General features: G+C 64.2%; 19 protein-coding genes. 12 read left to right on the top strand and 7 right to left on the bottom strand.

Annotated elements, in window-relative coordinates; genetic code table 11:
- Positions 1–115: 115 nt before the first annotated feature.
- The 5 genes from OJB03_RS03880 to OJB03_RS03900 all read left to right on the top strand — a co-directional run bounded on the left by OJB03_RS03880 (position 116) and on the right by OJB03_RS03900 (position 3479).
- On the top strand, positions 116–961 hold the full coding sequence (locus OJB03_RS03880; protein ID WP_263785430.1) for a hypothetical protein: 846 nt from the start codon (positions 116–118) through the stop codon (positions 959–961).
- Between the two features lie 135 nt (positions 962–1096).
- Positions 1097–1834, top strand: a complete 738-nt coding sequence (locus OJB03_RS03885; protein WP_263785431.1) for a phosphatidylserine decarboxylase family protein — start codon at positions 1097–1099, stop codon at positions 1832–1834.
- Between the two features lie 16 nt (positions 1835–1850).
- Positions 1851–2726: a CDP-diacylglycerol--serine O-phosphatidyltransferase gene (pssA, locus tag OJB03_RS03890; protein ID WP_263785432.1), complete on the top strand. Its 876-nt coding sequence runs from the start codon at positions 1851–1853 to the stop codon at positions 2724–2726.
- Positions 2727–2778: 52 nt separating this feature from the next.
- Positions 2779–3057 carry a phosphoribosylformylglycinamidine synthase subunit PurS gene (purS, locus tag OJB03_RS03895; RefSeq protein WP_263785433.1) on the top strand — a complete coding sequence of 93 codons (279 nt, stop codon included), beginning with the start codon at positions 2779–2781 and terminating at the stop codon, positions 3055–3057.
- Between the two features lie 83 nt (positions 3058–3140).
- Positions 3141–3479: an ATP-dependent Clp protease adaptor ClpS gene (locus OJB03_RS03900; RefSeq protein WP_263785434.1), complete on the top strand. Its 339-nt coding sequence runs from the start codon at positions 3141–3143 to the stop codon at positions 3477–3479.
- Positions 3480–3498: 19 nt separating this feature from the next.
- Here OJB03_RS03900 and OJB03_RS03905 read toward each other — a convergent pair whose 3' ends face one another.
- Entirely contained in the window at positions 3499–4521 is a 1023-nt protein-coding gene (locus tag OJB03_RS03905; protein ID WP_263785435.1) for a TolB-like translocation protein, read from the bottom strand.
- A gap of 453 nt (positions 4522–4974) precedes the next feature.
- On the opposite strand from OJB03_RS03905, the gene OJB03_RS03910 reads away from it, so the two are divergent.
- Positions 4975–5184 (top strand): cold-shock protein, encoded by a 210-nt coding sequence (locus OJB03_RS03910; RefSeq protein WP_263785436.1) that lies wholly within the window; start codon positions 4975–4977, stop codon positions 5182–5184.
- 1074 nt (positions 5185–6258) lie between these two features.
- Positions 6259–6459: a hypothetical protein gene (locus OJB03_RS03915; RefSeq protein ID WP_263785438.1), complete on the top strand. Its 201-nt coding sequence runs from the start codon at positions 6259–6261 to the stop codon at positions 6457–6459.
- Between the two features lie 181 nt (positions 6460–6640).
- Here the strand turns inward: OJB03_RS03915 and OJB03_RS03920 are convergent, their stop codons facing one another.
- A complete protein-coding gene (locus OJB03_RS03920) occupies positions 6641–7483 on the bottom strand; it encodes a 2,3,4,5-tetrahydropyridine-2,6-dicarboxylate N-succinyltransferase (protein ID WP_263785439.1) in 843 nt (280 codons plus the stop codon).
- A 187-nt stretch (positions 7484–7670) separates the two neighbouring features.
- On the opposite strand from OJB03_RS03920, the gene OJB03_RS03925 reads away from it, so the two are divergent.
- Entirely contained in the window at positions 7671–7829 is a 159-nt protein-coding gene (locus OJB03_RS03925) for a hypothetical protein (protein ID WP_263785440.1), read from the top strand.
- A gap of 66 nt (positions 7830–7895) precedes the next feature.
- On the top strand, positions 7896–9863 hold the full coding sequence (gene dnaG, locus OJB03_RS03930) for a DNA primase (protein ID WP_263785441.1): 1968 nt from the start codon (positions 7896–7898) through the stop codon (positions 9861–9863).
- Positions 9864–9893: 30 nt separating this feature from the next.
- Here dnaG and OJB03_RS03935 read toward each other — a convergent pair whose 3' ends face one another.
- The 5 genes from OJB03_RS03935 to OJB03_RS03955 form a co-directional block, all read right to left on the bottom strand.
- The gene (locus OJB03_RS03935) at positions 9894–11735 is read right to left on the bottom strand and encodes a hypothetical protein (protein WP_263785443.1); all 1842 of its coding nucleotides are present in this window, start codon (positions 11733–11735) and stop codon (positions 9894–9896) included.
- A 45-nt stretch (positions 11736–11780) separates the two neighbouring features.
- The gene (locus OJB03_RS03940) at positions 11781–12479 is read right to left on the bottom strand and encodes a gamma-glutamyl-gamma-aminobutyrate hydrolase family protein (protein WP_263785445.1); all 699 of its coding nucleotides are present in this window, start codon (positions 12477–12479) and stop codon (positions 11781–11783) included.
- A gap of 102 nt (positions 12480–12581) precedes the next feature.
- A complete protein-coding gene (locus OJB03_RS03945; RefSeq protein ID WP_263785446.1) occupies positions 12582–12911 on the bottom strand; it encodes a Smr/MutS family protein in 330 nt (109 codons plus the stop codon).
- Positions 12912–13453: 542 nt separating this feature from the next.
- Positions 13454–13915 carry an SWIM zinc finger family protein gene (locus OJB03_RS03950; protein WP_263785447.1) on the bottom strand — a complete coding sequence of 154 codons (462 nt, stop codon included), beginning with the start codon at positions 13913–13915 and terminating at the stop codon, positions 13454–13456.
- A 20-nt stretch (positions 13916–13935) separates the two neighbouring features.
- The gene (locus tag OJB03_RS03955) at positions 13936–14670 is read right to left on the bottom strand and encodes a type 1 glutamine amidotransferase (RefSeq protein WP_263785448.1); all 735 of its coding nucleotides are present in this window, start codon (positions 14668–14670) and stop codon (positions 13936–13938) included.
- 569 nt (positions 14671–15239) lie between these two features.
- Here OJB03_RS03955 and OJB03_RS03960 point away from each other — a divergent pair.
- The 3 genes from OJB03_RS03960 (at position 15240) to OJB03_RS03970 (ending at position 18520) form a co-directional block, all read left to right on the top strand.
- On the top strand, positions 15240–16406 hold the full coding sequence (locus OJB03_RS03960; RefSeq protein WP_263785449.1) for an outer membrane protein assembly factor: 1167 nt from the start codon (positions 15240–15242) through the stop codon (positions 16404–16406).
- 5 nt (positions 16407–16411) lie between these two features.
- Positions 16412–18085 (top strand): hypothetical protein, encoded by a 1674-nt coding sequence (locus tag OJB03_RS03965; protein ID WP_263785450.1) that lies wholly within the window; start codon positions 16412–16414, stop codon positions 18083–18085.
- Positions 18086–18208: 123 nt separating this feature from the next.
- Positions 18209–18520, top strand: a complete 312-nt coding sequence (locus OJB03_RS03970; RefSeq protein WP_263785451.1) for a hypothetical protein — start codon at positions 18209–18211, stop codon at positions 18518–18520.
- The last annotated feature ends 225 nt before the right edge of the window (positions 18521–18745 follow it).

Below are 18745 nucleotides of genomic sequence, written 5' to 3' on the forward strand. Positions count from 1 at the left end.
AGGCCGTTGAGGCGGAGTATCCCGGACGGTCGGCACCTGTGCGTTCTGTTACCGATGGGCGGGGGCGTGCGGCGTACGAGGTCCCACGGTCATCGGATCTCAAGCCCCACAGGTCATGTCTTTCGATCTTGCCAGTCTCACGTGCCACCGAGAGTGCTGGTCGCGGGCACTCGCCCCCCTGGCGCGTGCGGTCGTTCTTTTGCTCGCTGTCTGGGCGGGGGCGACGGCTCCGGCTTCGGGCCAGGCGGTGCGCGCGCCCCAGTCCGTCGATGTCCCGTCCGTGGACGAGCTCGCCCGGCGTGCCGTGGAGCGGAGTGGAGCACGCCCGAGCATGCTTGCCACCACGGAGGGCGGGAAGATGCGCTCTCGGCTGCGTGGACGTCCGCCCGCCCCGCTTCTGCCCGCCCTGGACGGCTCGTCTCGGTTCCGTCGCGCCCTTCTGGGCAGTGCAGCCGGGGTGACAGTCAGTGTAGGGACGCTCCTTCTCTTGTCCGACGCCGACCTGACCGGCCGCCACGATCAGGGCCGGTACGGGGACAACGAGGAGCTACGGGCCCAAGGGGCCGCCTTGCTGTTGATCGTTGGGAGTGCGCCGATTGGAGCGGTGCTCGGGGCCGGGCTTGCGGACGACGGGCTGCCCGGAGAGGCCCTCTTCGCTGCGGGGCTTGGGGAGCTCACCGTCGGTGCAATGGGAGCCCTGGTGGGCATTGGGGGAGCGGCCCTCATCGGAAGTGGAACTCCGGGACAGCAGGTGGGAGCAGGCGTTGGGGCGGGTGTGGGAGCGGCCATTGGGGCCGCCCTCGGAGCGACACTATCAGCTCCAAACGGGCGCGGGGCGCTCTCTTTTCGAGGAGGGACGTGGTCCGTCGGCGTGCCAGACATCACGATTCGTCCCACACTCCGAAATGATGTCCCCGTTGCTGCGCGTGTGCCCCTCATCACGGCGAGCCTCTACCGCTAGGGCCATGAGGGTTTCCGGACAACGTTCACGGGGACGGGTGAACTTTTCTGTGCTCTGAAGGTAAAGCGAGTTGTCGGTGAATCGCACCGTCCCTCAGTATGCGGACCCGGCTTCTTTCCGAACGTCGACCTGGTCGTGATTGCACGCGAAGGATACACAATTATCGCCGTCGCTGCGAGCCTAGCGCTCGTGCTGACGGCAGGGGCGTTTTGGGTCGACGCGTGGCTGTGGCGGGGGCTGATGCTCGCTCTTGCGATTGGGGGCCTCGCGTTTACTCTCTACTTCTTCCGGGACCCGGAGCGGACGCCGCCGCCGGACGCCCTGGAGACTGGCATCGTGGCCCCGGCCGACGGCCGGGTCGTGGAGATCGCGGAAGAGGAGGAGCCCCTGTATCTCGACGGCCCGGCCCGGCGCATCTCCATCTTTCTCTCGCCGTTGGACGTGCACGTGAACCGGGTGCCGGCACGGGGCGTCATCGAGCACGCCGAGTACCGTCCGGGTGACTACCTCGTGGCGTGGCATCCGAAGGCCAGTGAAAAGAACGAGCGGTCCGAGTTCGGCCTGCGACACCCCAGTGGCACGAAACTCCTGTTTAAGCAAATCGCGGGGGCGGTGGCACGCCGCATCGAATACGATCTCCATGAGGGGGATACGGTGGAAACCGGGGCGCGCTTCGGCATCGTCAAGTTTGGGTCCCGGATGGACCTGCTCGTGCCGCCATCGGTAGAGCTTCACGCAGAAGAGGGACAGGTGGTGCGGGCGGGGACGACGGTTCTGGGACGCATCCCGACGCCCGACTCCGGCCAGTCCTCGTCCTCGGAGGCAACCGCCGCGCCGGCCGCCTCGTCCGCACGCCGCTCGTCTGCTTCTTGATTGCTGACCGAATGGGATGATCGACCTCTTTGGGGCCGACCGTGCGGGCAGTACGGCCCGGGCGGACGACCGCTCCTCCCGGCCGGCGAGCGTTCGGCGTCGTCTCCGTGCTTATCGGAGTGCGCGCCGTGAGCAGCGGGGCGACCGACCGCCGCCCCGGGTGGCGGTGCCGTCCTTCTTCACGCTGATGAACCTGCTGTGCGGGTTCATGGCCCTCACGCAGGTGGCGAACGCAGCGTTCGTCATGGCCTGCTGGCTCATTGTGCTGGCCGGCTTCTTCGATCTGCTCGACGGCGTGATGGCACGCCTCGCGGGCGCCGACAGCCCATTTGGCGTCCAGCTCGATTCCCTCAGCGACATCGTGTCGTTCGGGGTGGCACCGTCATTTCTGCTCTACGGATACGTGCTGAACGCCCTCAACCCGGTCGGGATGATCGTTGCTGCCCTGCCGGCACTCTGCGGGGCGGTGCGGCTGGCCCGTTACAACATGACCGCGGACGAGAGCGACAAAGAAGGCTTCGAGGGCCTTCCCATTCCGGGACAGGCCATTGCCGTCGTGGCGCTCATCCTGGCTGCCGAGAACTCGCCCTGGGACGGCCGCTTTGCCCTCGACAGCCTCCGCGTCGTGCTGCCCGTCGTTATCGTGTTGTCCGGGCTGATGGTATCGAGCATCCGGTTCGACGCCATCCCCATGCCCTCCCTGGAGACCGTGCGCACGCATCCCCGAAAAGTTGCCGCGTACGGGCTCGCGGGACTGCTGATCGTGGGGCTCCAAGAGCGGGGGCTTCTGATCGTCCTGACTGCCTACCTGTTGCACGGCGTGGGACGGGCTCTCTACAAGCTCGGGCGGGCGCTCATTGCTCCGGTGCCGGACGGGCCGCCGGGCTCCTGAAGACGCCGACCATCTCAACATTCTCTGCCGTTTTCTGCATCCGACTGCACCCATGTACAAAGCTACGATCTCGATCACCCTCCGCCCGTCCATCCTCGATCCCGAGGGCAAGACCATCCAGCACGCCCTGACCAACCTCGGGTACGACGCGGTGGACCAGGTACGCATGGGCAAGCAGGCGGAGGTGTGGATCGACGCGGCCAGCGAAGCCGAGGCCCGTGAGGTGGCCACGGAGGCCTGCGAAAAGCTACTCGCAAACCCTGTCACCGAAAACTTCGACATCCAGATCGAATCTGCGTCCCGCGAGGCGGCCGAGGAGGGAACGGCCTGACGACGCAACCGTCCTCACCCCATTGGGTACTCGATGCGTTTGCCTGCGACAATCCGTTCACGAATTCCATTCGTTTGCTTGCTATGACTGAGGGTTTTCCGCAACGCATGCTTGGGGCACCGGCTGAGCCGGACGTCAAACCGGCGCCGCCGGAGGTGGAAGAGGCCGAACAAGAAGAGGAAGACAGGGGCACCGACGAGCCCTGGTTCGTCGTCCTCTTCAACGACGAAGTGCACACCTTCGAGGAGGTCATCGGGCAGCTGGTGAAGGCCACGGGCTGTAGCCGTGGTGAGGCCGAAGACATGGCCTGGACGGTTCACAACGAGGGCAAGGCGACCGTCTACGAGGGCACTTTTGAGGAGTGCTTCGAGGTCCAGAGTGTGCTGAAGGAAATCCAGCTCGTGACGGAAATTCAGGGGTAGGAGGCCCTCCCGGCAGGGCCTACGAAGCGGGCCGACGCCACACGTGAAGGAGGGTCTGGGGGGCAGAGTGCGTGTAGCGGGTCGTTCCGCTCAAGGACTTCACCCGTACAGAATCCGGGCCGGGCACCACCACCGAGCGATCATCGAGCCAACCCCAGACCGCCCCCTCCACTCGGCCAAGGCGGCGGGTCTGTCCTTTCACCCGCACGGCGGCCTGCGGGGACGCGTCGCTCCGCAGGGTGAAGGCGAGGCGGGTGCCTGAAGGCGACCACCGGGGATGCACCTGGTCGGCGGTGGCTTGGTCGGGGGAGACGAGGAAAGTGGGGCGCGAGCCGTCGTAGACCACCACCTGCCGGTGGCCGGACGCCTCAACCTGTACATCGAGGGCTACCTCCTTTGTCTGCGGGGCCCACCGGTGATGGCGGGCACGGCGCTCGTCTTCGAACAGGGTCTCGGTATTGGTGCCGTCGGGGCCGCTCAGGACGAAGGACGAGTCGGGCACGTACTCGCCGCGGTCCCGGTTGTATTCGAGCTCCCGGTAGATATAGGCCATCTGCTGGCCGGTAGGAGCATAGCGAATGTAGTGCATGCGGCGGATGTCGAGTGAGGCCTGGGTGGTACAGTCCCCTGCGTCCACTACGTACAGGTTGTCGTCGGTGCGGGCGGCAAGCGAACCGTCTTCCAGCCAGTGCAGGACCTCGCGGACGCTGCTGCATCCCACGTCCCGGGTCGTGCCGTCGGGCGTCACGACCTGGAGCCCCCCGGGCCCACGCCCGCCGTCGTCGGTGGGGCGGTAGTGACCGACGGCGAGGCGATCCTGGTCGGGGTGCCAGGCCAGCGAGTAGGTGACCTCCGTCCCGGCCATGGCGTGCACACGGCGTGTCTTCTGTGTCGTCAGATCCAGCAGTGCGAGGTGGGACGAGTCCGCCGTGGCGTAGCTGAACGCAAGGTGACGACCGGACGGCGACACCGCCCGGGCCTGCTTGGCCGTGGCGCCCCCGACGAGGGTCTGACTCTTGTCCTCGCGTGCATCATGGAGCATGAGGCCGCCGGTTGAGGCCGTGTACAGCAGAAAGAGGGACGGACCAGAGGAGGCGGCTGGTTCGTCCGTCTCGGTCGCGGAGACGGGCGGCTGTGAGGATGAACAGGCGACCCCCAATCCCAAGACCCCGATGAGTGCGCACAAAACGACGATACGAGGGGAAGACGAGGGACAGTGCATAGACCGAAAAAGCTTAGAAAAGATGGAGGGCCAGCAAAAATCTAGGGGGGCGAGCCGTGAAGGTCAGACAAAGCCTCTAGGTGGCCTGATTTCGGGTCGGCTGACGCCGGAATCGAGACGGAGGGCGTTCCAAAAGCGTTCCACATGGCCGCAGAACAAGTACGAGGAGGTCGCATAAAAGACCGATGTAATTAAAATTCCGGGTCCTTTTCCTCTGCGGAGAGGGAGTCGGAGGTCCGCTGAACGCGAACATGAGAAGATCCCAACTGAATTATGGAGACAGGAACCGTTAAGTGGTTTAGCCCTGCCGAAGGATATGGATTCGTTGAGCCCGACAATGGAGAGGACGACGTTTTCCTCCACCACAGTGAGGTGCCCGACGAAGACCTGGAAGAAGGCGATCGTCTCGAGTTCGAAATCGAAGAGACGGAGAAGGGACTGAACGCCGTTAACATTGACGCCCTCACCGAGCCCGAGTGGTAAACTCGGCCCGATCCACTCGAATGCCCCTGAGCGTCCTGCTCAGGGGCATTTTTGTTTGTGGGGTCCGTCAGGCAGTGCCGGGCCAAATGTCTTGTGGAACGTAGGGCAAACCACCTAAATCGTCTCGAACTCATCGCCATCTTCTCCGGCGGACGGGCCCTGTGGACATGCGCACCTGATGGTCCCCAACTGTCAGGCGTCATTGGTGGCGGGTACCCCCCGACTATTCTCAGTGTCTGATCCGTGAGAAGTGCGGTTCCTCCACTGATCGCTCTTGACCCTCTCCCACGTACCGATCCGTTTGTGGCGGCATGATCCCCGGTTGACCGGGGCGAACATGAGTGCTCCGTGGAGGATGAGTGGTGGCACTGGTTCGCGCCTCGATCGCACGACGCAGAGGAACTCCGCTCCGCTTCAAGTACCGACACAGACCCTCTGTACTCTCGCCGTCGTCCCAGGTGCACGCCGTCGTGACGTACGTCGTGGGCCGGGCGGGTACATGTGCCCGCATACCAATCATTGAGGACTCCAGCGTAGATCTGGAGTACAGATAGCGTACGCCCCAACCCGTCAACCTGCTTGAAACCCAGTCCTGTCTCTGCTCAGCGGGCCGTCCGGCTGCTCACGGCCGAGAGTCTGCGGGCGTTCGTCCGCGGGCACGATTCTACTTTCGGACCTGCCTTGCGGACGACTGGGGAGCAGGGGCGGACCGTACGTCTCGGAACCGGCGACTCAGGAAATCAAAGTTGCGTCCGATCGATGCGCCGAGGGCCGCTTCCATGTCGTGCACATGGTGCCTGTGGACGGGCGGATTGGAACGCTGCGAGTCCGTGTCGCGCCGAAAAGAAGACCGAAAGAGAGGAGAAAAGTTTTTCATAAAGGGCGCCTATCGGTGTTGAGTTGACGTATTAGGTGTCCGTTCGCGTAATAATTTATCCGATAGGGTAATTAATGTTCCTCATCGAACGCTGAAGTCCCCAGTGCCCTTCTTATAACTGAATCGAAACAAGCAAAACTCAAATGACTATAGAATCTCCATTTTGAGTGTAAAATCGCTCGACTGCTCCACCCGATATGACTATCAACGAACTGCAGTCTTTGAAGCCGTACCTGAAGATCTCGGCGCTGGCCGACGAGATTGAGGGCATCAATAAGCACACGTTGCTTTCAAAGGTGCGGCGGGGCACCGAGCTCACGATCGTGGAAAGCGACAAGCTAGAGGCGAAGCTGGGCGAAGTATTGACCCACGCCGGGTTTTCGCTCGCGCGCGAGTAGTTCTCGCGAGGCAGGTCCTCATGCTCCTCCAATACGGACGAGGCGGTATTTGAGCAGAGGCGGAGCGTCCCCAGTCAGTGAGTGCATCTGTTGAGGAGAGGGCTCCCTGCTAAACGCCGAGTGCCGAATTGAGAGTGTCCAATTGACGCCCCCGGTGGGCGAGCGGGGGCAAGGCCCCCAGCTACCGGAGCGCATCCTCCAAGACCGTGGCGGCGTCGGTATCGGCGTCGCGGTACTTGACGATGACGGGGGTCGAGAGGGAGAGGCCGTGCTCCTCCCCAAACGCCGAGTCGACGGACCGTGCGCCTGGCACGACCACGGCATTCTCGGGCACAACCAGCGGCTCGTCGTCGGAGGCCGTGTGCACCGTCTCCTCCACGAGGTCGTACAGTCGAGTGGACGAGGTAAGGGTGACCCCTGCGGCCAGCACGGCCCCGGTCCGCACGATGCAGCCCTCGTAGAGCCCCGCGTTGCCCCCCACGAAGACATCATCCTCCACGATCACCGGCGTAGCGTGCACGGGCTCCAGCACGCCGCCAACCTGGGCGGAGGCAGAGAGATGCACCCGCCTGCCGATCTGTGCGCAGCTTCCCACCAGGGCGTGAGAGTCGATCATGGTCTCCGCGTCGACGTACGCCCCCACGTTCACGTACATCGGGGGCATGCAGACCACCCCAGGCGCTATATACGCCCCGGTCCGGATTGCCGAGCCGCCCGGCACGAGCCGCACGTTGTCGGCCTTGCGGAGCGGCTTGACTGGAAACGTGTTCTTGTCGTAGAATGGGAACCGGTCGGTTGAGTAGTCGACGGTGCGGCCGATCTGAAAGCCCAAGAGAATGCCTTCCTTGACCCATTCGTTGGCGTGCCAGGCACCGTCGTCGGCGGGGGTGGCGGCACGCACCTCGCCGGCGTTGAGGGCCTGCACGAGGTCGGCCACGGCGTCGCCGGCGGCGCCCCGGTCGACACCCGAGGACTCTTTGGACTGAGCCACCAGCGATTCGATTCGATCTTGTAAGTCGGTCATGCGTCGGAAACCAGTGTGTAGACAGACGGTGAGAACGAGCAGTCCTCGTTGCGCGCATTCACCATGAAGCTCCGAAGTGATAGACACATTGTAAACCCGGGCCCCGTAGCATTTTCTATGCAAAATGCCCTCTATCCCCCGGTGGCGGGGGCTGTGTGCTCGTGTCTCCCCAATTTGCCCATTGCCCATGAAACGATCGCTCGTATTTGCGGCCCTTCTTCTCTGTGCCAGTCTCACCTCGTGCCAGTGCTCCAACCAGCCCGACGTGGGGCCGGTAGAGGGTGAGGAGGAGCAGGCCCATCGGATCCAGACCGAGATCACAGGTGACCGGGGCCGGATCGCATAGAAAAGACCCCGGCCACGCATCCAACACACATGTGCGCCATGTTTGCTGCAAGGCGCTTTCCCAGTCATGCCGATTCCGGACGAAAAAGTTGAGGAGGTCCGCGCCGCGGTTGATCTCGTGGAGGTGGCGGAGGACTACGTCCAGCTGAAGCAAAGCGGGTCGCGGTACATGGGGCTCTGTCCATTCCACAACGAGGACACGCCCTCCTTTAGTGTCGACCCGGATCAGAACCTCTACTACTGCTTCGGTTGCCAGAAGGGCGGGGACGCCTTCAAGTTCGTCCAGGAGATCGAAGGCGTCGGCTTTCTGGAAAGCGTGCGGATGCTGGCGGAGCGGTACGGCGTTCCGCTGCCGGAGGAGGAGACCGACCCCGACGCGGCCAACGAGCGCGAGGCTGTCCTGCACGCCCTGCGCTTTGCGGCCCGATTCTTCTACCGCCAGCTCACGCAGTCCAACCGGGGACGCCCCGCGCTCGACTACCTCCGTCGGCGCGGCTTCACCCCGCAGACCATCAAGCAGTTTGGGCTCGGCTACGCCCCCGACGAGTGGGACGCCCTGTTGACGGCCGCGGACGAGGAGCAGATCGACCTGGAGACCCTCGAAAAGGCGGGGCTCATCATCGAGCGCAACGACGGAAGCGGGTACTACGACCGCTATCGGGGGCGCATCATCTTTCCCATCTTCTCTCACATCGGCAAGGTGTTGGCCTTCGCCGGACGCATCCTCGATCCCGATGACGAGCGCGATCAGCCGAAGTACATCAACTCTCCGGAGACGGAGGTCTACCACAAGAAAGAGGTGCTCTACGGCCTGCACCAGGCCAAACAGTCCATCCGCAACGTCGATGAAGTCCTGCTCGTGGAGGGGTACACGGACGTGATCAGCCTGTCGCAGGCCGGGGTGGAAAACGTCGTTGCCTCCAGTGGCACGGCGCTCACCGAGCAGCAGATCAGCGCGCTCGACCGGTACGCGAAGCGAGCGGTGATGCTCTACGATGCCGACGAGGCGGGAGAGCGGGCGGCCCTGCGGGGAATGGAGCGTGTGTTAGAGGCGGGGCTGGGGGCCTACGCCGTAGAGCTCCCCTCGGGCAACGACCCGGACGAGTACGTTCAGGAGCATGGGGGGGATGCCTTTTCCGATTACGTTCAGGAGCACCGGCAGGACCTTCCGTCGTTCGCCTACCAGCGGGCCCGCCGCAACGGGGTCCTCGAGACCCCCGAAGACCGGGTCGAGGTCCAGCGCGAGATCATCGAGTCGGTTGCCCGGATCCCGGACCCGAACCTGCGCCGCGAGTACGTATCCCATACGAGTGAGGTGACCGGCGTGCCGGACTCGGATCTGTTCCGCATGCTGGAGGAGGAACGAGAGCAGATGGAGCGCCGAGCCCAGCGGCAACGAAAGCGAGAGCAAAAGCGTCAGCAGAGGCAGGCGGAAGAGACTGCGCCCCCGGCCGAGGAGGAGACCGCCTCGCCCACCCAGAACGGTGCGTTGTCCCCGCCTTCCACCTCCGCAAACGGGAAGACGGCGTCCGGTCCCGTGCTGCTCCCGGAAGAGCGGGTGCTGTTCCGCCTCATGCTGGAGAACGGGCATCGCATGGTGAGCCTTGTGCTGGGGCACATGGCGCTGGATGAGTTTTCGGAGGGACCGCCGCGCGCGTTCGCCCAGGCCCTCGCCGAGATGTACGAAGACGGCCGCGTGCAGCCCCAGCAGATTCTGAACGGTGAGCATGGAGAGGCGCTTCAGCAACTCGGCGCATCGGTGATGATGGACGAGCACGAGGCCTCCGAGCACTGGGCCCAGAAGGAAGACATCCCGGTGCCCCACCTTAACGACCGTCCCTACGAGGCGGCCCGAAGCGCGATGAAGTTCTTGAAGATGGACCGCGTCGACGAGGCCATCGAGGCGGTTCGCGAGCGGATGTACCAGGCCAGCCAGCAGGGGGCCGACGACGAGGTTCAGCGCCTGCAGCAGAAGATGATGTCGCTGCAGGAGCTCCGGAAGGGCATCAAGCGCGGCGAGTTCCTGGAGGACTGAGGGTCGCTGCGGCGTCGGCGCGCCGAGAGACTACGGCCGCCGCCGGAGCGTGTCGGGGACCGTGGGGACCGTCGACGAGAGATCGAGAGGGCGGCCTTCAATCGTCATCTGGCCCGTGGCCCGGGTCGTCGCGTCGGCCAGCTCCTGCCAGGGATTGGACATCCAGAGCCGCCGGTGCGTGCTGATAATTCGAAGCTGGCGGTGCCGGTACTGGGACGGCCGCTGCTCGGCGAGGGTCTCGAAGCGGTCGTGGAGCTGAAGCAGGCGCTCGCGGTTGGCCTCGGTGAAGCCGAAGTGTGCGATGTCGTCGACGAGGGTGTCGTACTGCTGGTCCCATCGGGTCACCTGGCTCGGCTCGGGCCCTGCGTAGGTGGAGGCGTCGTAGCGGACGGTGGCGGACGAATCGAGGGCACGGACGCCTGCGGCGCGAAGCACATCAGGGGTCCCGAGGGGAAGGAAAAAGCGCACGGCTTTGCCGTCGATGGCAGAGACGAACCGCACGTTGCCAGCTTCCGGGATGGCGCCGTCGGGGGAAGACGGCAGCTCGATGTGGGGATTCAGTGCGCGGAAGCGGTCGTATATCGTCCGGGCGGTGTCGGCGGCCGGCCCCCAGTCGAACGATTGCGCCGTGGTGCTGAGGGGAGCGAGAAGCTCCCGCAGCGCAACTGAGTTTCCCGGTGCCACCTGCAGCTGGACAGCCTGGAGCGGAGGGGCCGCGTCCAACGGGCCGTCGTCGCGGGCCGTGAGGGCGCCGTACGTGGCGGGGACGTAGCCGCGGGAGTCGCCGCCGAAGGAGGACCCGTCGCTCACCGTGTCGAAGCCCTCCGTAACCGCCCAGGCGTAGGCGTCCGCCACGGTTGAGGAGGGGGTGAAGCGGTCCGAGGTGTAGAACCTGCGATACAGCTTAAAGATGTTGCCGGGCCCGGCGTGGTAGGCCGACAGGCCCGGAAGCTCGTGCCCCACGGCGTTGACGTAGCCACGCAACAGCAGGAAGGCAGGCTCCAACACGAGAAGGGGATTGCGCTCCTCCCGGACCCGCACCCAGGACTCGGCCGCAGTTGGAAGCGTGTACTCGGTCACGCCGCCTCGGCGTAGGATCCAGGGCAGCATCTGGTAGCGGCTCACGGCGCCCGCCGTCGACACGAGATGATCCTGATTGAACGTCTCGACGGTCCCAATCTCTGTGGCAAGCAGGCTCAGCCCGAGGTGCTCGGCGAGCTGGCGCTCGTAGGCCCGGTAGGCCCGGTCGCGCTCGTGGGCGGTCTGCACCTGATCGGCCCGCCCCCAGCGGACGATGATGTCGTCGAGCGGGACGCCGCGCCGCTCGTACTTGTCCACGAGCCGGTCCATGGCCTCGTGACGCCGCTCGTCCACCGTGTCCCAGTCTATGGGGGCTCCGTCTTCGTACGACGCCCGGAGGTCCGTAAGCTCAAACAGTTCCAGCACCTCGTTCGTCCGGCGGTCGATGACCCGGATGGTAAAGTTGTCGTCGTGGGCCTGCCGGTGGACGTACTGGTCCAGCAGGTCGTGAAACTGCCGGAGGATGTCCGGGTTGCGGGTCGCCGCGAGGGAGGCAGACGGGGTGAAGTAGGGCTCAAGCTTCGTCGACGGATGCGACGACCGGTCCGCCAGGGCGGGAGCTGTGCTCGCCTCCGAAGGGGAAGGGCCCTGCAGCAGGGCAGGGGTGAAAAATGGAAGGTCGGAGAGAACTTGAGACTGTCCCGGAGAGAACGGGGCGACCGCACTCAGGACGATGAGCAACGTCACACCGCTGAGCATGACGGCCGAGAGACGACGAATGAGTTGGTCGGCCCCTGGGGAAGACGAGTCGATGCCGTCGTCGGGTCGGTTGGACCAGAAAGGGAGGCGCATGACAGTGCAATCGTGAAAACCGACGAGCAGCGAGGGCGTGAGACCTCAGAGAGAGGCGGGGACGGACCTCGTTCGGGCCTGCTCCAAGAATGCCTGGAAGAGCGGCCGGGTGACGTCCCCCATGCGTTCGGGGTGAAACTGGACGCCGAACAGGCGCCCACTCTCGTGTTCGATCGCCTCGATCACCCCATCCGGGGCCGTGGCCGCCACCGAAAATCCGTCCCCGACCGTTGCGATGGCCTGGAGGTGACGCGTGTTGACGGCCAAGGTCTCGGTGTTGACCCATCGGTGCAGACGAGAAGAGGACCGCAGGGTTACCGGATGCGTTATGGCTCCGCGTTTCTGGCTGTGCGTCTGCGCACCGTCGTGCTCGGCCTCCACGTCCCCGTAGATCGTGCCGCCCGACAGGGCGTTGAGGCGTTGCATGCCGTAGCAAATCCCGAGGATGGGCCGCCCGGTCTGCCAGCAGGCTTCAATCCAGCGGCGGTCCGATTCGGCCCGCCGCGGGTCGAGGGCGTCGAGTTCTTCAGGGAGCGGACCGGTGAGCCCATCGGTGACGGCTGGTCCCCCCGGCACCACCAGCCCATCGATGTGGCCCAGCGTCTCTTCGACCGTTCGATTGGACTCGGTGATGGGAAGTAGTACGGGGACCCCGCCGGCGTCCTCAATGGCCGTCGTGTACCGGCGATCCAGGCGTTGCGTCCCGTCCGCGTGGGAGGTCGTAATGCCAATGTGGGCGGGCATAATCCACTGAGGGTCGGCAGTGCAGAAAGACGGGCGGAAAGTGAGGTCAAATCGCATGCCATCCGAACGGCGGACCGCATGTGAGACGCGTTGAAATGGCCCCTAGGGGCGCACGTCGCGCAGTGTAATGGGCGTGGGGTCGGAGGTTGCCGTCAGGTCGAGGGCCAGGGTTAGGGTGTCGCGGGACCGAATGATATTTGTCGCGTGGGAGCCCAAGGACCCGCGATCGAGCTGATCATGTAGGGCGCTCTTGATGGTGCGACGCTGGCCCTGCGTGGTGGAGGATCCGTGGATCACTTTCAGTTGGCTCCGCCCGCGAGTCTCGGCAAGACGAAGCGTGCTGTAGGTCACATCGAGCGCCTCGTCGACCGACAGGCCGTGCAGGTCGAGGGTCACCGTGGAACCGTCGTCGTCGAGCGTAGGCGTCGCCATGAGCCTTGGGGCGGGAAGCAAATTCAGTGCGTGTGTGGTACCCTACAGGCCGAGAAGAGATTCGGGGAAGGAGCCCGGCCCGAAATTCCATCTATCGAGGGAGAGGAGGAACCTCGGTATTGCGTATGGAGCACCTGAAGAGGCATCCCAGCAGTCATCAGGAGATGTCCCAAGATTTCACCGTCCGCCTCCGTCCAGATCTGATGCTGATCATCAGGGCGGATGATGGTAAGGTGGCGCCCCCAGTGCGTTTCCACGCCGCCGAGAAGTGGGGGTGTGCTCTCGCAAAACCGATGAGCATAGCAGAGATGAGGTAGGCTCAGTCCATCGCGGCCCCGAGCCTGGTCGTCGTGCACCGAGTGCGAGGGGGTTGTGGCTGGGCGTTGAGAGAGCGTACGAAACCATGCGCGTCGGCCCCCACTCCCGGCCGTTGGACTGACGATCGCGACGGTGCGCACTACGGGTGGGAAGCGTTGAGGGAGGATAAATCCCGGCCGGAGTCCGATAAACAGGCCCGTAGCGCAACGAGCACAGGAAGGCGGCTACACAGAGCCGTCGGAGGGTGCGGACTCTCCAGTCAGACGGGCCTGCTCCCGTTCGATCTGATCCAAGAGACGTGGGTCGTGCTTCACAAGCCGCTCGATGAGGGTGGCCAGCTCGTCCCGATCCATGTCTGCCACGAGATCGGCGACCGCGGCGGGGTCCGATTTAGGCACCTCGTCGTTGTCGAGCACCTTCAGTATGGTAGCGACGACATGCTTGCACCAAGAGCCCTCATAATACGGACACGTGCACTCAACGGCCGTGATGTGGTCGGCGTCGAACTGGACGGTCACCAAGTACGGGTGCACGTCGCTTCCCTGCACCTTGGCCTTCAAGGTGTGATCGTGGGTCCGTTCTACGGACTGCACGGCCCCGTCCTGAAGGTATTGCCGGCCGCGTTCAAAAGACCCGCCCGCGGTGTGCTTCCGAAGCTGGTCTATGGTGAGGGGAAGAGTGTTCATGACGGACTGAAAGAGAACGACTAAGCATTCAGGGTGGACGAGGGGGCCTCAGAGGCGGCCACGTGGTCGAGAAAGTTCTCGAAAATGCGGGTAGCGGTCCCGGCCGCGTTTACGTTGGCGTCCGTACAAGTATCTAGGGCACCCTGGATCTTGCGCTCGGACAGGTCTTTGGAGTGAATCATGGCCTCAGCAGTCTTCAGGTCATACTCGGGGTGGAACTGCACGCCGTACACCTGCTCGTAGCGGAGTGCCTGCACCCCCGTCTCGTTGGAGGCCAAGAGGTGGGCGTCAGGCGGCATCTTCACCACGTGGTCGGAATGTGTGGCGAAGACGGTGAAGGGATCCGAGAGCCCGTTCCAGATCGGATCGTCCGCTTCCTGCTGAACCTTGACGTAGCCCAACTCATAGTTGCCTCCGCGAACGGTCCCTCCCAGAATCTGGGCGAGAAGCTGGTGTCCCCAACAGACGCCGAGGATGGGCAGGCCGTCGGAAATGGCCCCTTCCACCCACTGGCTCAGCTCCTGTATCCAGGCCCGTTGACTGTCGTAGACGGACGACTGTGAGCCACTAATTATGGCTCCGTCAAATGACCGGGAGGTCTCGCCTCCCGTTTGAACGGAAGGGGGCTTGCCGATGGGCGGGGGCATCTCTCCCTCGTTGGCATTATAGACGCTCAAAGAGGCGTCGACTTCCCGCTTGAAGTTGCGCTGGGCATGCGGGGTGCCAAGGGACGCGTCGATGAGGGCAAGGTGCATTGTGGAAAGCGCGTTCGTTCAACGGATTCTCACGTAGACCACCGCCAAGACCGAAGTGCGTTCCGGCCGCCGGGGGACGAGGGATATACCGTCGGGTGGGGGCTTGACGGCGGGCCGTCTCATCCGTAGCGTCTACACCAGGAGGCCCGAACAGTTACCCTGCACGGACGAATGTGTACCCTGCGCCCCCTGCGGGAAGTGGGGCCCGGAGCGAGTGCCGGACCAAAATGTCGGCGTCTCGTCCTGGTCGATCGTGAAAACTTTTTATAGAGTCTCTCGTGCTAGTCCCTGCGATCTCGAAGCCGCTGCGTTCACGATCCTCACCGTCCTCTGCTCCAATGACCGGTCCAGGCCGCAGGTCCATTGGTCGCGTCGCTGCCTTCGGGGCTGCATGTGCGACCATCCTGGTCCTTTGGGCTTTGCCAACAGCAAAAGAAGCGCACGCCCAGCCGACATCGCAACCAACGGGGTCAGGGGCGATCGCCGACTCTTCATTGGACCGAAGGGCTGTGTATGATACCAGCCGGGCGGCTCGGTGGCGTAGTGTACGTCGCCAGAAGGCCCAGTCGATGGAAGAACACAGACCGACCTTCATGGAGCGGGCCGCGTCGTTCGTGGGCAGCTTCGGCGGCGCCGTTGTGCCCCACCGTCTGATTCTCGATGTGCCCCAGTTGGAGGTTGCCGACTTCCACCCGGTTTTTGGGGGGCTCGACGGAAATGCGGGAACGACGGCGGGGGTGCTCTACGAGCCGACGTTTTGGAAGGAGGAGCAGCGCCTCGCCGAGGCGGAGCTTCTTGGCAGCCTCCGTGAATATTACGGGACGGGGGCACGCTTCGGGGGCGTCTTCGAGCCCTATGTGGGGTACGCGTACGCTCGGTATCAGCACCGTCCCCGCGAGAGCTTTTACGGGGTCGGGGCCGACAGCCAGGTGGACACGGAGGCCGGCTTTCGATTGGATCAGGGAGTTGTGGGGGGGCTTCTGGGATGGTCGCCAAAGCCCAGTGCGCTCCTCGGCGGACATGTCTCGTACCAGGCAAATCGGTACGGGACAGGGCAAGGAGACCGCCCGACGGTGGCGGATCAGTTCGGGGCGACCCTTCCCGGTGTGAAGACCAACGTGGACTACCTAATGCTCGGCGCCTTCTTTGAGCTTGACGTCCGGGATACACCGTACACCCGTGCCTTTGGACACCGGTTCGCCCCGACGGAACCCCGACTGCGAGGGGTATCGCTCGACGCGTCCCGTGGGTTCTATCTCGCCTCCGAGGTGACACACAACTTCAGCATGCGGGGGCAGGATGTCGACTTCACCCGCCTCACCCTCGACGTGCGGGAGTTTATGCCGATTGGGAAGGAGCTGCTCCACGGCTTTTCCTTCCGCCAGTTTGCGTCGGTGACCCACTCGGGGGACGGGCGCGTTCCGTTCTATCGGTTGCAGTCCGTAGGGGGGGCACGATCCCTCCGAGGGTACCCATCGGGGCGATTTCGGGATCGAAACGTGCTTCTGGCGAACGCGGAGGTTCGATGCCAGATCTGGCACTGGATCGACATGGCGGTCTTCGCCGACGCGGGGCATGTGTTTCGCAACATCGGGGACGTTGACGTTGCGGACCCACGCGTCGGATACGGCCTGGGTTTTCGGGTCAAGAACGAGGGGAAAACGTTGGGGCGCGTCGACGTAGCCCGGGGACGGGGAGGATGGGAGCTGCACCTTGACCTAGGCTCTCTCTTTTAGCTACCATGTGCGTTGCGTTTCTCGGGTTGACTCGTGAGGTGCGGGTCCGGTACGCTGGAGGGGTGCTGTGCCTGTTGCTTCTTCTGGGCGGGAGCCCTTCGTCCGCAGTCGCGCAGCGGTTTCTCACCGACGACCCGCTGTGGCACGACCCTGATCGCATGGACATGCCCTTTCCGGAGCCCACCCCGTCGGACCACGGGATTGGGCCCCTGGAGTTTTTCGAGCGCAGCTTCGGCGTGCGGGGCGACTACGCCGTCCCGGCGACGAATGTCAATACGGTCGGAGGTGTCCCCAATTCGTCCTGGTACACCAACCGGCACTACCGATCCTCCATGTCGCGGGCGGCACTCCGCCGGGGCCCCAACCAAGAGCCGGGGCCGTCTTCCCGGTCCAGGTGGCGCGTGGTAGATTTGGGGGGAAACGGAGAGCTCCCACGTGCGACCATCCGGGACACTACGGGCCGGGCATTTCGGATTCTCTTTGATGCGCCCGCTCATCCGGAGATGGCGACCGGCGCCGCCATGATCAGCAGTCGTCTGCTGCACGCGCTCGGCTACAACGTGCCCCAGCATTGGCTGCGTCGCGTTCGAGTGGAGCGGTTGGTACCGGAGCCGGAAAGCGGCGTCACGCAGTCTCGTGTGGACAGCCTCCTCACGTCGGCCGCCCAGCGTCCGGACAGCACGTACCGGGTGCTCGCCACCCGAATTTCTAGTGTTGAGCGTCGCATCGGACCGTTTCAGTTTAAGGGAACCCGGGCGGACGACGGGAACGACGTGTTTCCCCACGAGGACCGACGGGAACTGCGGGGGCTTCGGGTCATCGCGGCGTGGATTCATCACAGCAAGATTCGTCCCCGCCACACGCTTGATGTGGGAATGCGGGTGGAGGGACGCCGGTTTGTGCGACACTACCTGACGGATCTACACCTCACACTTGGCAGTGCAGGTGCGGCGCCGAAGTCGGAGTGGTCGGGACACGAGCACGTGCTTGAGCTGGGCCGCGTCTTTGAACGCATCGGAACGCTCGGGCTCAGCGGCGGAGACTGGGCGGAAATTGAGCCACCCAACAACCCGGCCGTCGGCCGCTTCGGCACTGGCGGATTCGATCCACGGGCGTGGCGCCCCGAGTGGCCCAACCTCGCGTTCCAGCGCACCACCCCCGCCGACGCGTTCTGGGCCGCGAAGAAGATCCGGAATTTCTCCTGCCAGGACCTGCGCGCCATCGTCTCCACGGCGGATTACTCGTCGGCGGAGGTGGCCGACCACATGGTCCGGACCCTCCTCGCCCGACGGGACGCCATCGGACAGGCCTTTCTGGACTGGGGAGGTGGCCTGGATCGGTTTGCGGTCCGGTCCGGGCGTCTTGCCTTCAAGGACCTGCGGGCCGCCCATGGGCAAGCGCCCGATACCCTGCAGCGCACCGTCAAGTGGCGGGCGTACGACAACCGCGCGGATGAAGTAAGCTCCGTTTTGGCTCGCACGACTTCAAGCCAGGAGGCGGTGCCGCTTCCCAACTACTCCCCGTCCCACCTTCGCGCCTCTCTGGTGACGCCCCGAGCGGGGACGACTCATGTCTTCGTGCGTCAGACCGAGCAGGGGCAAGCGTCGCCGGGCGGACGATTGCGTCGCCGGGTGGTCGGGGTCGACCGCACGGCCCCCTCTACGGCACAGAGGCCCTGAGTTGGACCTACACAGCACAGATTGAGAGGAGAATAGCTCCGAATGGACGTGAAAGTTGAATTTCTCCCTACGACGTGCCATAATAATGGCAGTTTTCCTCTCCAAACAAAAGTGCCCAATGTTATGTCACTATCGAAGGTATGGGTTGTACTCGTCCTGTTTCTCGTCGTAGGATGTGGAAGTGCGGAAGACTCGCCGATGGACACCAACGCCTACAACGGAACGATTGCTGAGATAAACGCCGAAGAGCGCAAGGTCCACGTCGAAGTGCCGGACGAAGGGACCATGGAGTTCGCCTTCACAGACACGACGCAGGTGCTGAAAAACTTTCTAGAGGTGCCTTTCGACTCCCTGGATACCAACCGAAAGGTGCGTGTCGAGGTCGTGGAGACTGGAGATCAGCCGACCCCGACGACGGTCACTCTGATCGAGTAACCCTGCGTTCGACGCCCCCACTGGCAGGGCTGTCCGCAGCCGAAGGGATTGAACGCCGATCCGTACTCCGCCCATCCAGTCCGGTGGGGTACAGCCCTGGAGATTCGTGCGTCTTCGGTTCGGCGTTTCGCATCTTTTGGCTCAGGGAGCGGGGTCGCGACCGGTACGGCGGACGTGTTCTGCACCGCCGACACCAGCCTGCTCTTCAGAGGAACGCCACGGGAA

The organism is Salinibacter grassmerensis, assembly GCF_947077765.1.
Taxonomy (GTDB): Bacteria; Bacteroidota; Rhodothermia; order Rhodothermales; family Salinibacteraceae; genus Salinibacter; species Salinibacter grassmerensis.

Bases quoted from the DNA above. Each gene is read 5' to 3' on its own strand.
- OJB03_RS03915 (WP_263785438.1), top strand. From the start codon at position 6,259: ATGACTATCAACGAACTGCAGTCTTTGAAGCCGTACCTGAAGATCTCG.
- OJB03_RS03925 (WP_263785440.1), top strand. From the start codon at position 7,671: ATGAAACGATCGCTCGTATTTGCGGCCCTTCTTCTCTGTGCCAGTCTC.
- OJB03_RS03900 (WP_263785434.1), top strand. From the start codon at position 3,141: ATGACTGAGGGTTTTCCGCAACGCATGCTTGGGGCACCGGCTGAGCCG.
- OJB03_RS03950 (WP_263785447.1), bottom strand. From the start codon at position 13,915: ATGAACACTCTTCCCCTCACCATAGACCAGCTTCGGAAGCACACCGCG.
- OJB03_RS03920 (WP_263785439.1), bottom strand. From the start codon at position 7,483: ATGACCGACTTACAAGATCGAATCGAATCGCTGGTGGCTCAGTCCAAA.
- OJB03_RS03880 (WP_263785430.1), top strand. From the start codon at position 116: ATGTCTTTCGATCTTGCCAGTCTCACGTGCCACCGAGAGTGCTGGTCG.
- purS (WP_263785433.1), top strand. From the start codon at position 2,779: ATGTACAAAGCTACGATCTCGATCACCCTCCGCCCGTCCATCCTCGAT.
- OJB03_RS03965 (WP_263785450.1), top strand. From the start codon at position 16,412: ATGTGCGTTGCGTTTCTCGGGTTGACTCGTGAGGTGCGGGTCCGGTAC.
- OJB03_RS03935 (WP_263785443.1), bottom strand. From the start codon at position 11,735: ATGCGCCTCCCTTTCTGGTCCAACCGACCCGACGACGGCATCGACTCG.
- dnaG (WP_263785441.1), top strand. From the start codon at position 7,896: ATGCCGATTCCGGACGAAAAAGTTGAGGAGGTCCGCGCCGCGGTTGAT.
- OJB03_RS03945 (WP_263785446.1), bottom strand. From the start codon at position 12,911: ATGGCGACGCCTACGCTCGACGACGACGGTTCCACGGTGACCCTCGAC.
- OJB03_RS03910 (WP_263785436.1), top strand. From the start codon at position 4,975: ATGGAGACAGGAACCGTTAAGTGGTTTAGCCCTGCCGAAGGATATGGA.
- OJB03_RS03960 (WP_263785449.1), top strand. From the start codon at position 15,240: ATGGAAGAACACAGACCGACCTTCATGGAGCGGGCCGCGTCGTTCGTG.
- OJB03_RS03955 (WP_263785448.1), bottom strand. From the start codon at position 14,670: ATGCACCTTGCCCTCATCGACGCGTCCCTTGGCACCCCGCATGCCCAG.
- OJB03_RS03940 (WP_263785445.1), bottom strand. From the start codon at position 12,479: ATGCCCGCCCACATTGGCATTACGACCTCCCACGCGGACGGGACGCAA.
- pssA (WP_263785432.1), top strand. From the start codon at position 1,851: ATGATCGACCTCTTTGGGGCCGACCGTGCGGGCAGTACGGCCCGGGCG.
- OJB03_RS03970 (WP_263785451.1), top strand. From the start codon at position 18,209: ATGTCACTATCGAAGGTATGGGTTGTACTCGTCCTGTTTCTCGTCGTA.
- OJB03_RS03905 (WP_263785435.1), bottom strand. From the start codon at position 4,521: ATGCTCCATGATGCACGCGAGGACAAGAGTCAGACCCTCGTCGGGGGC.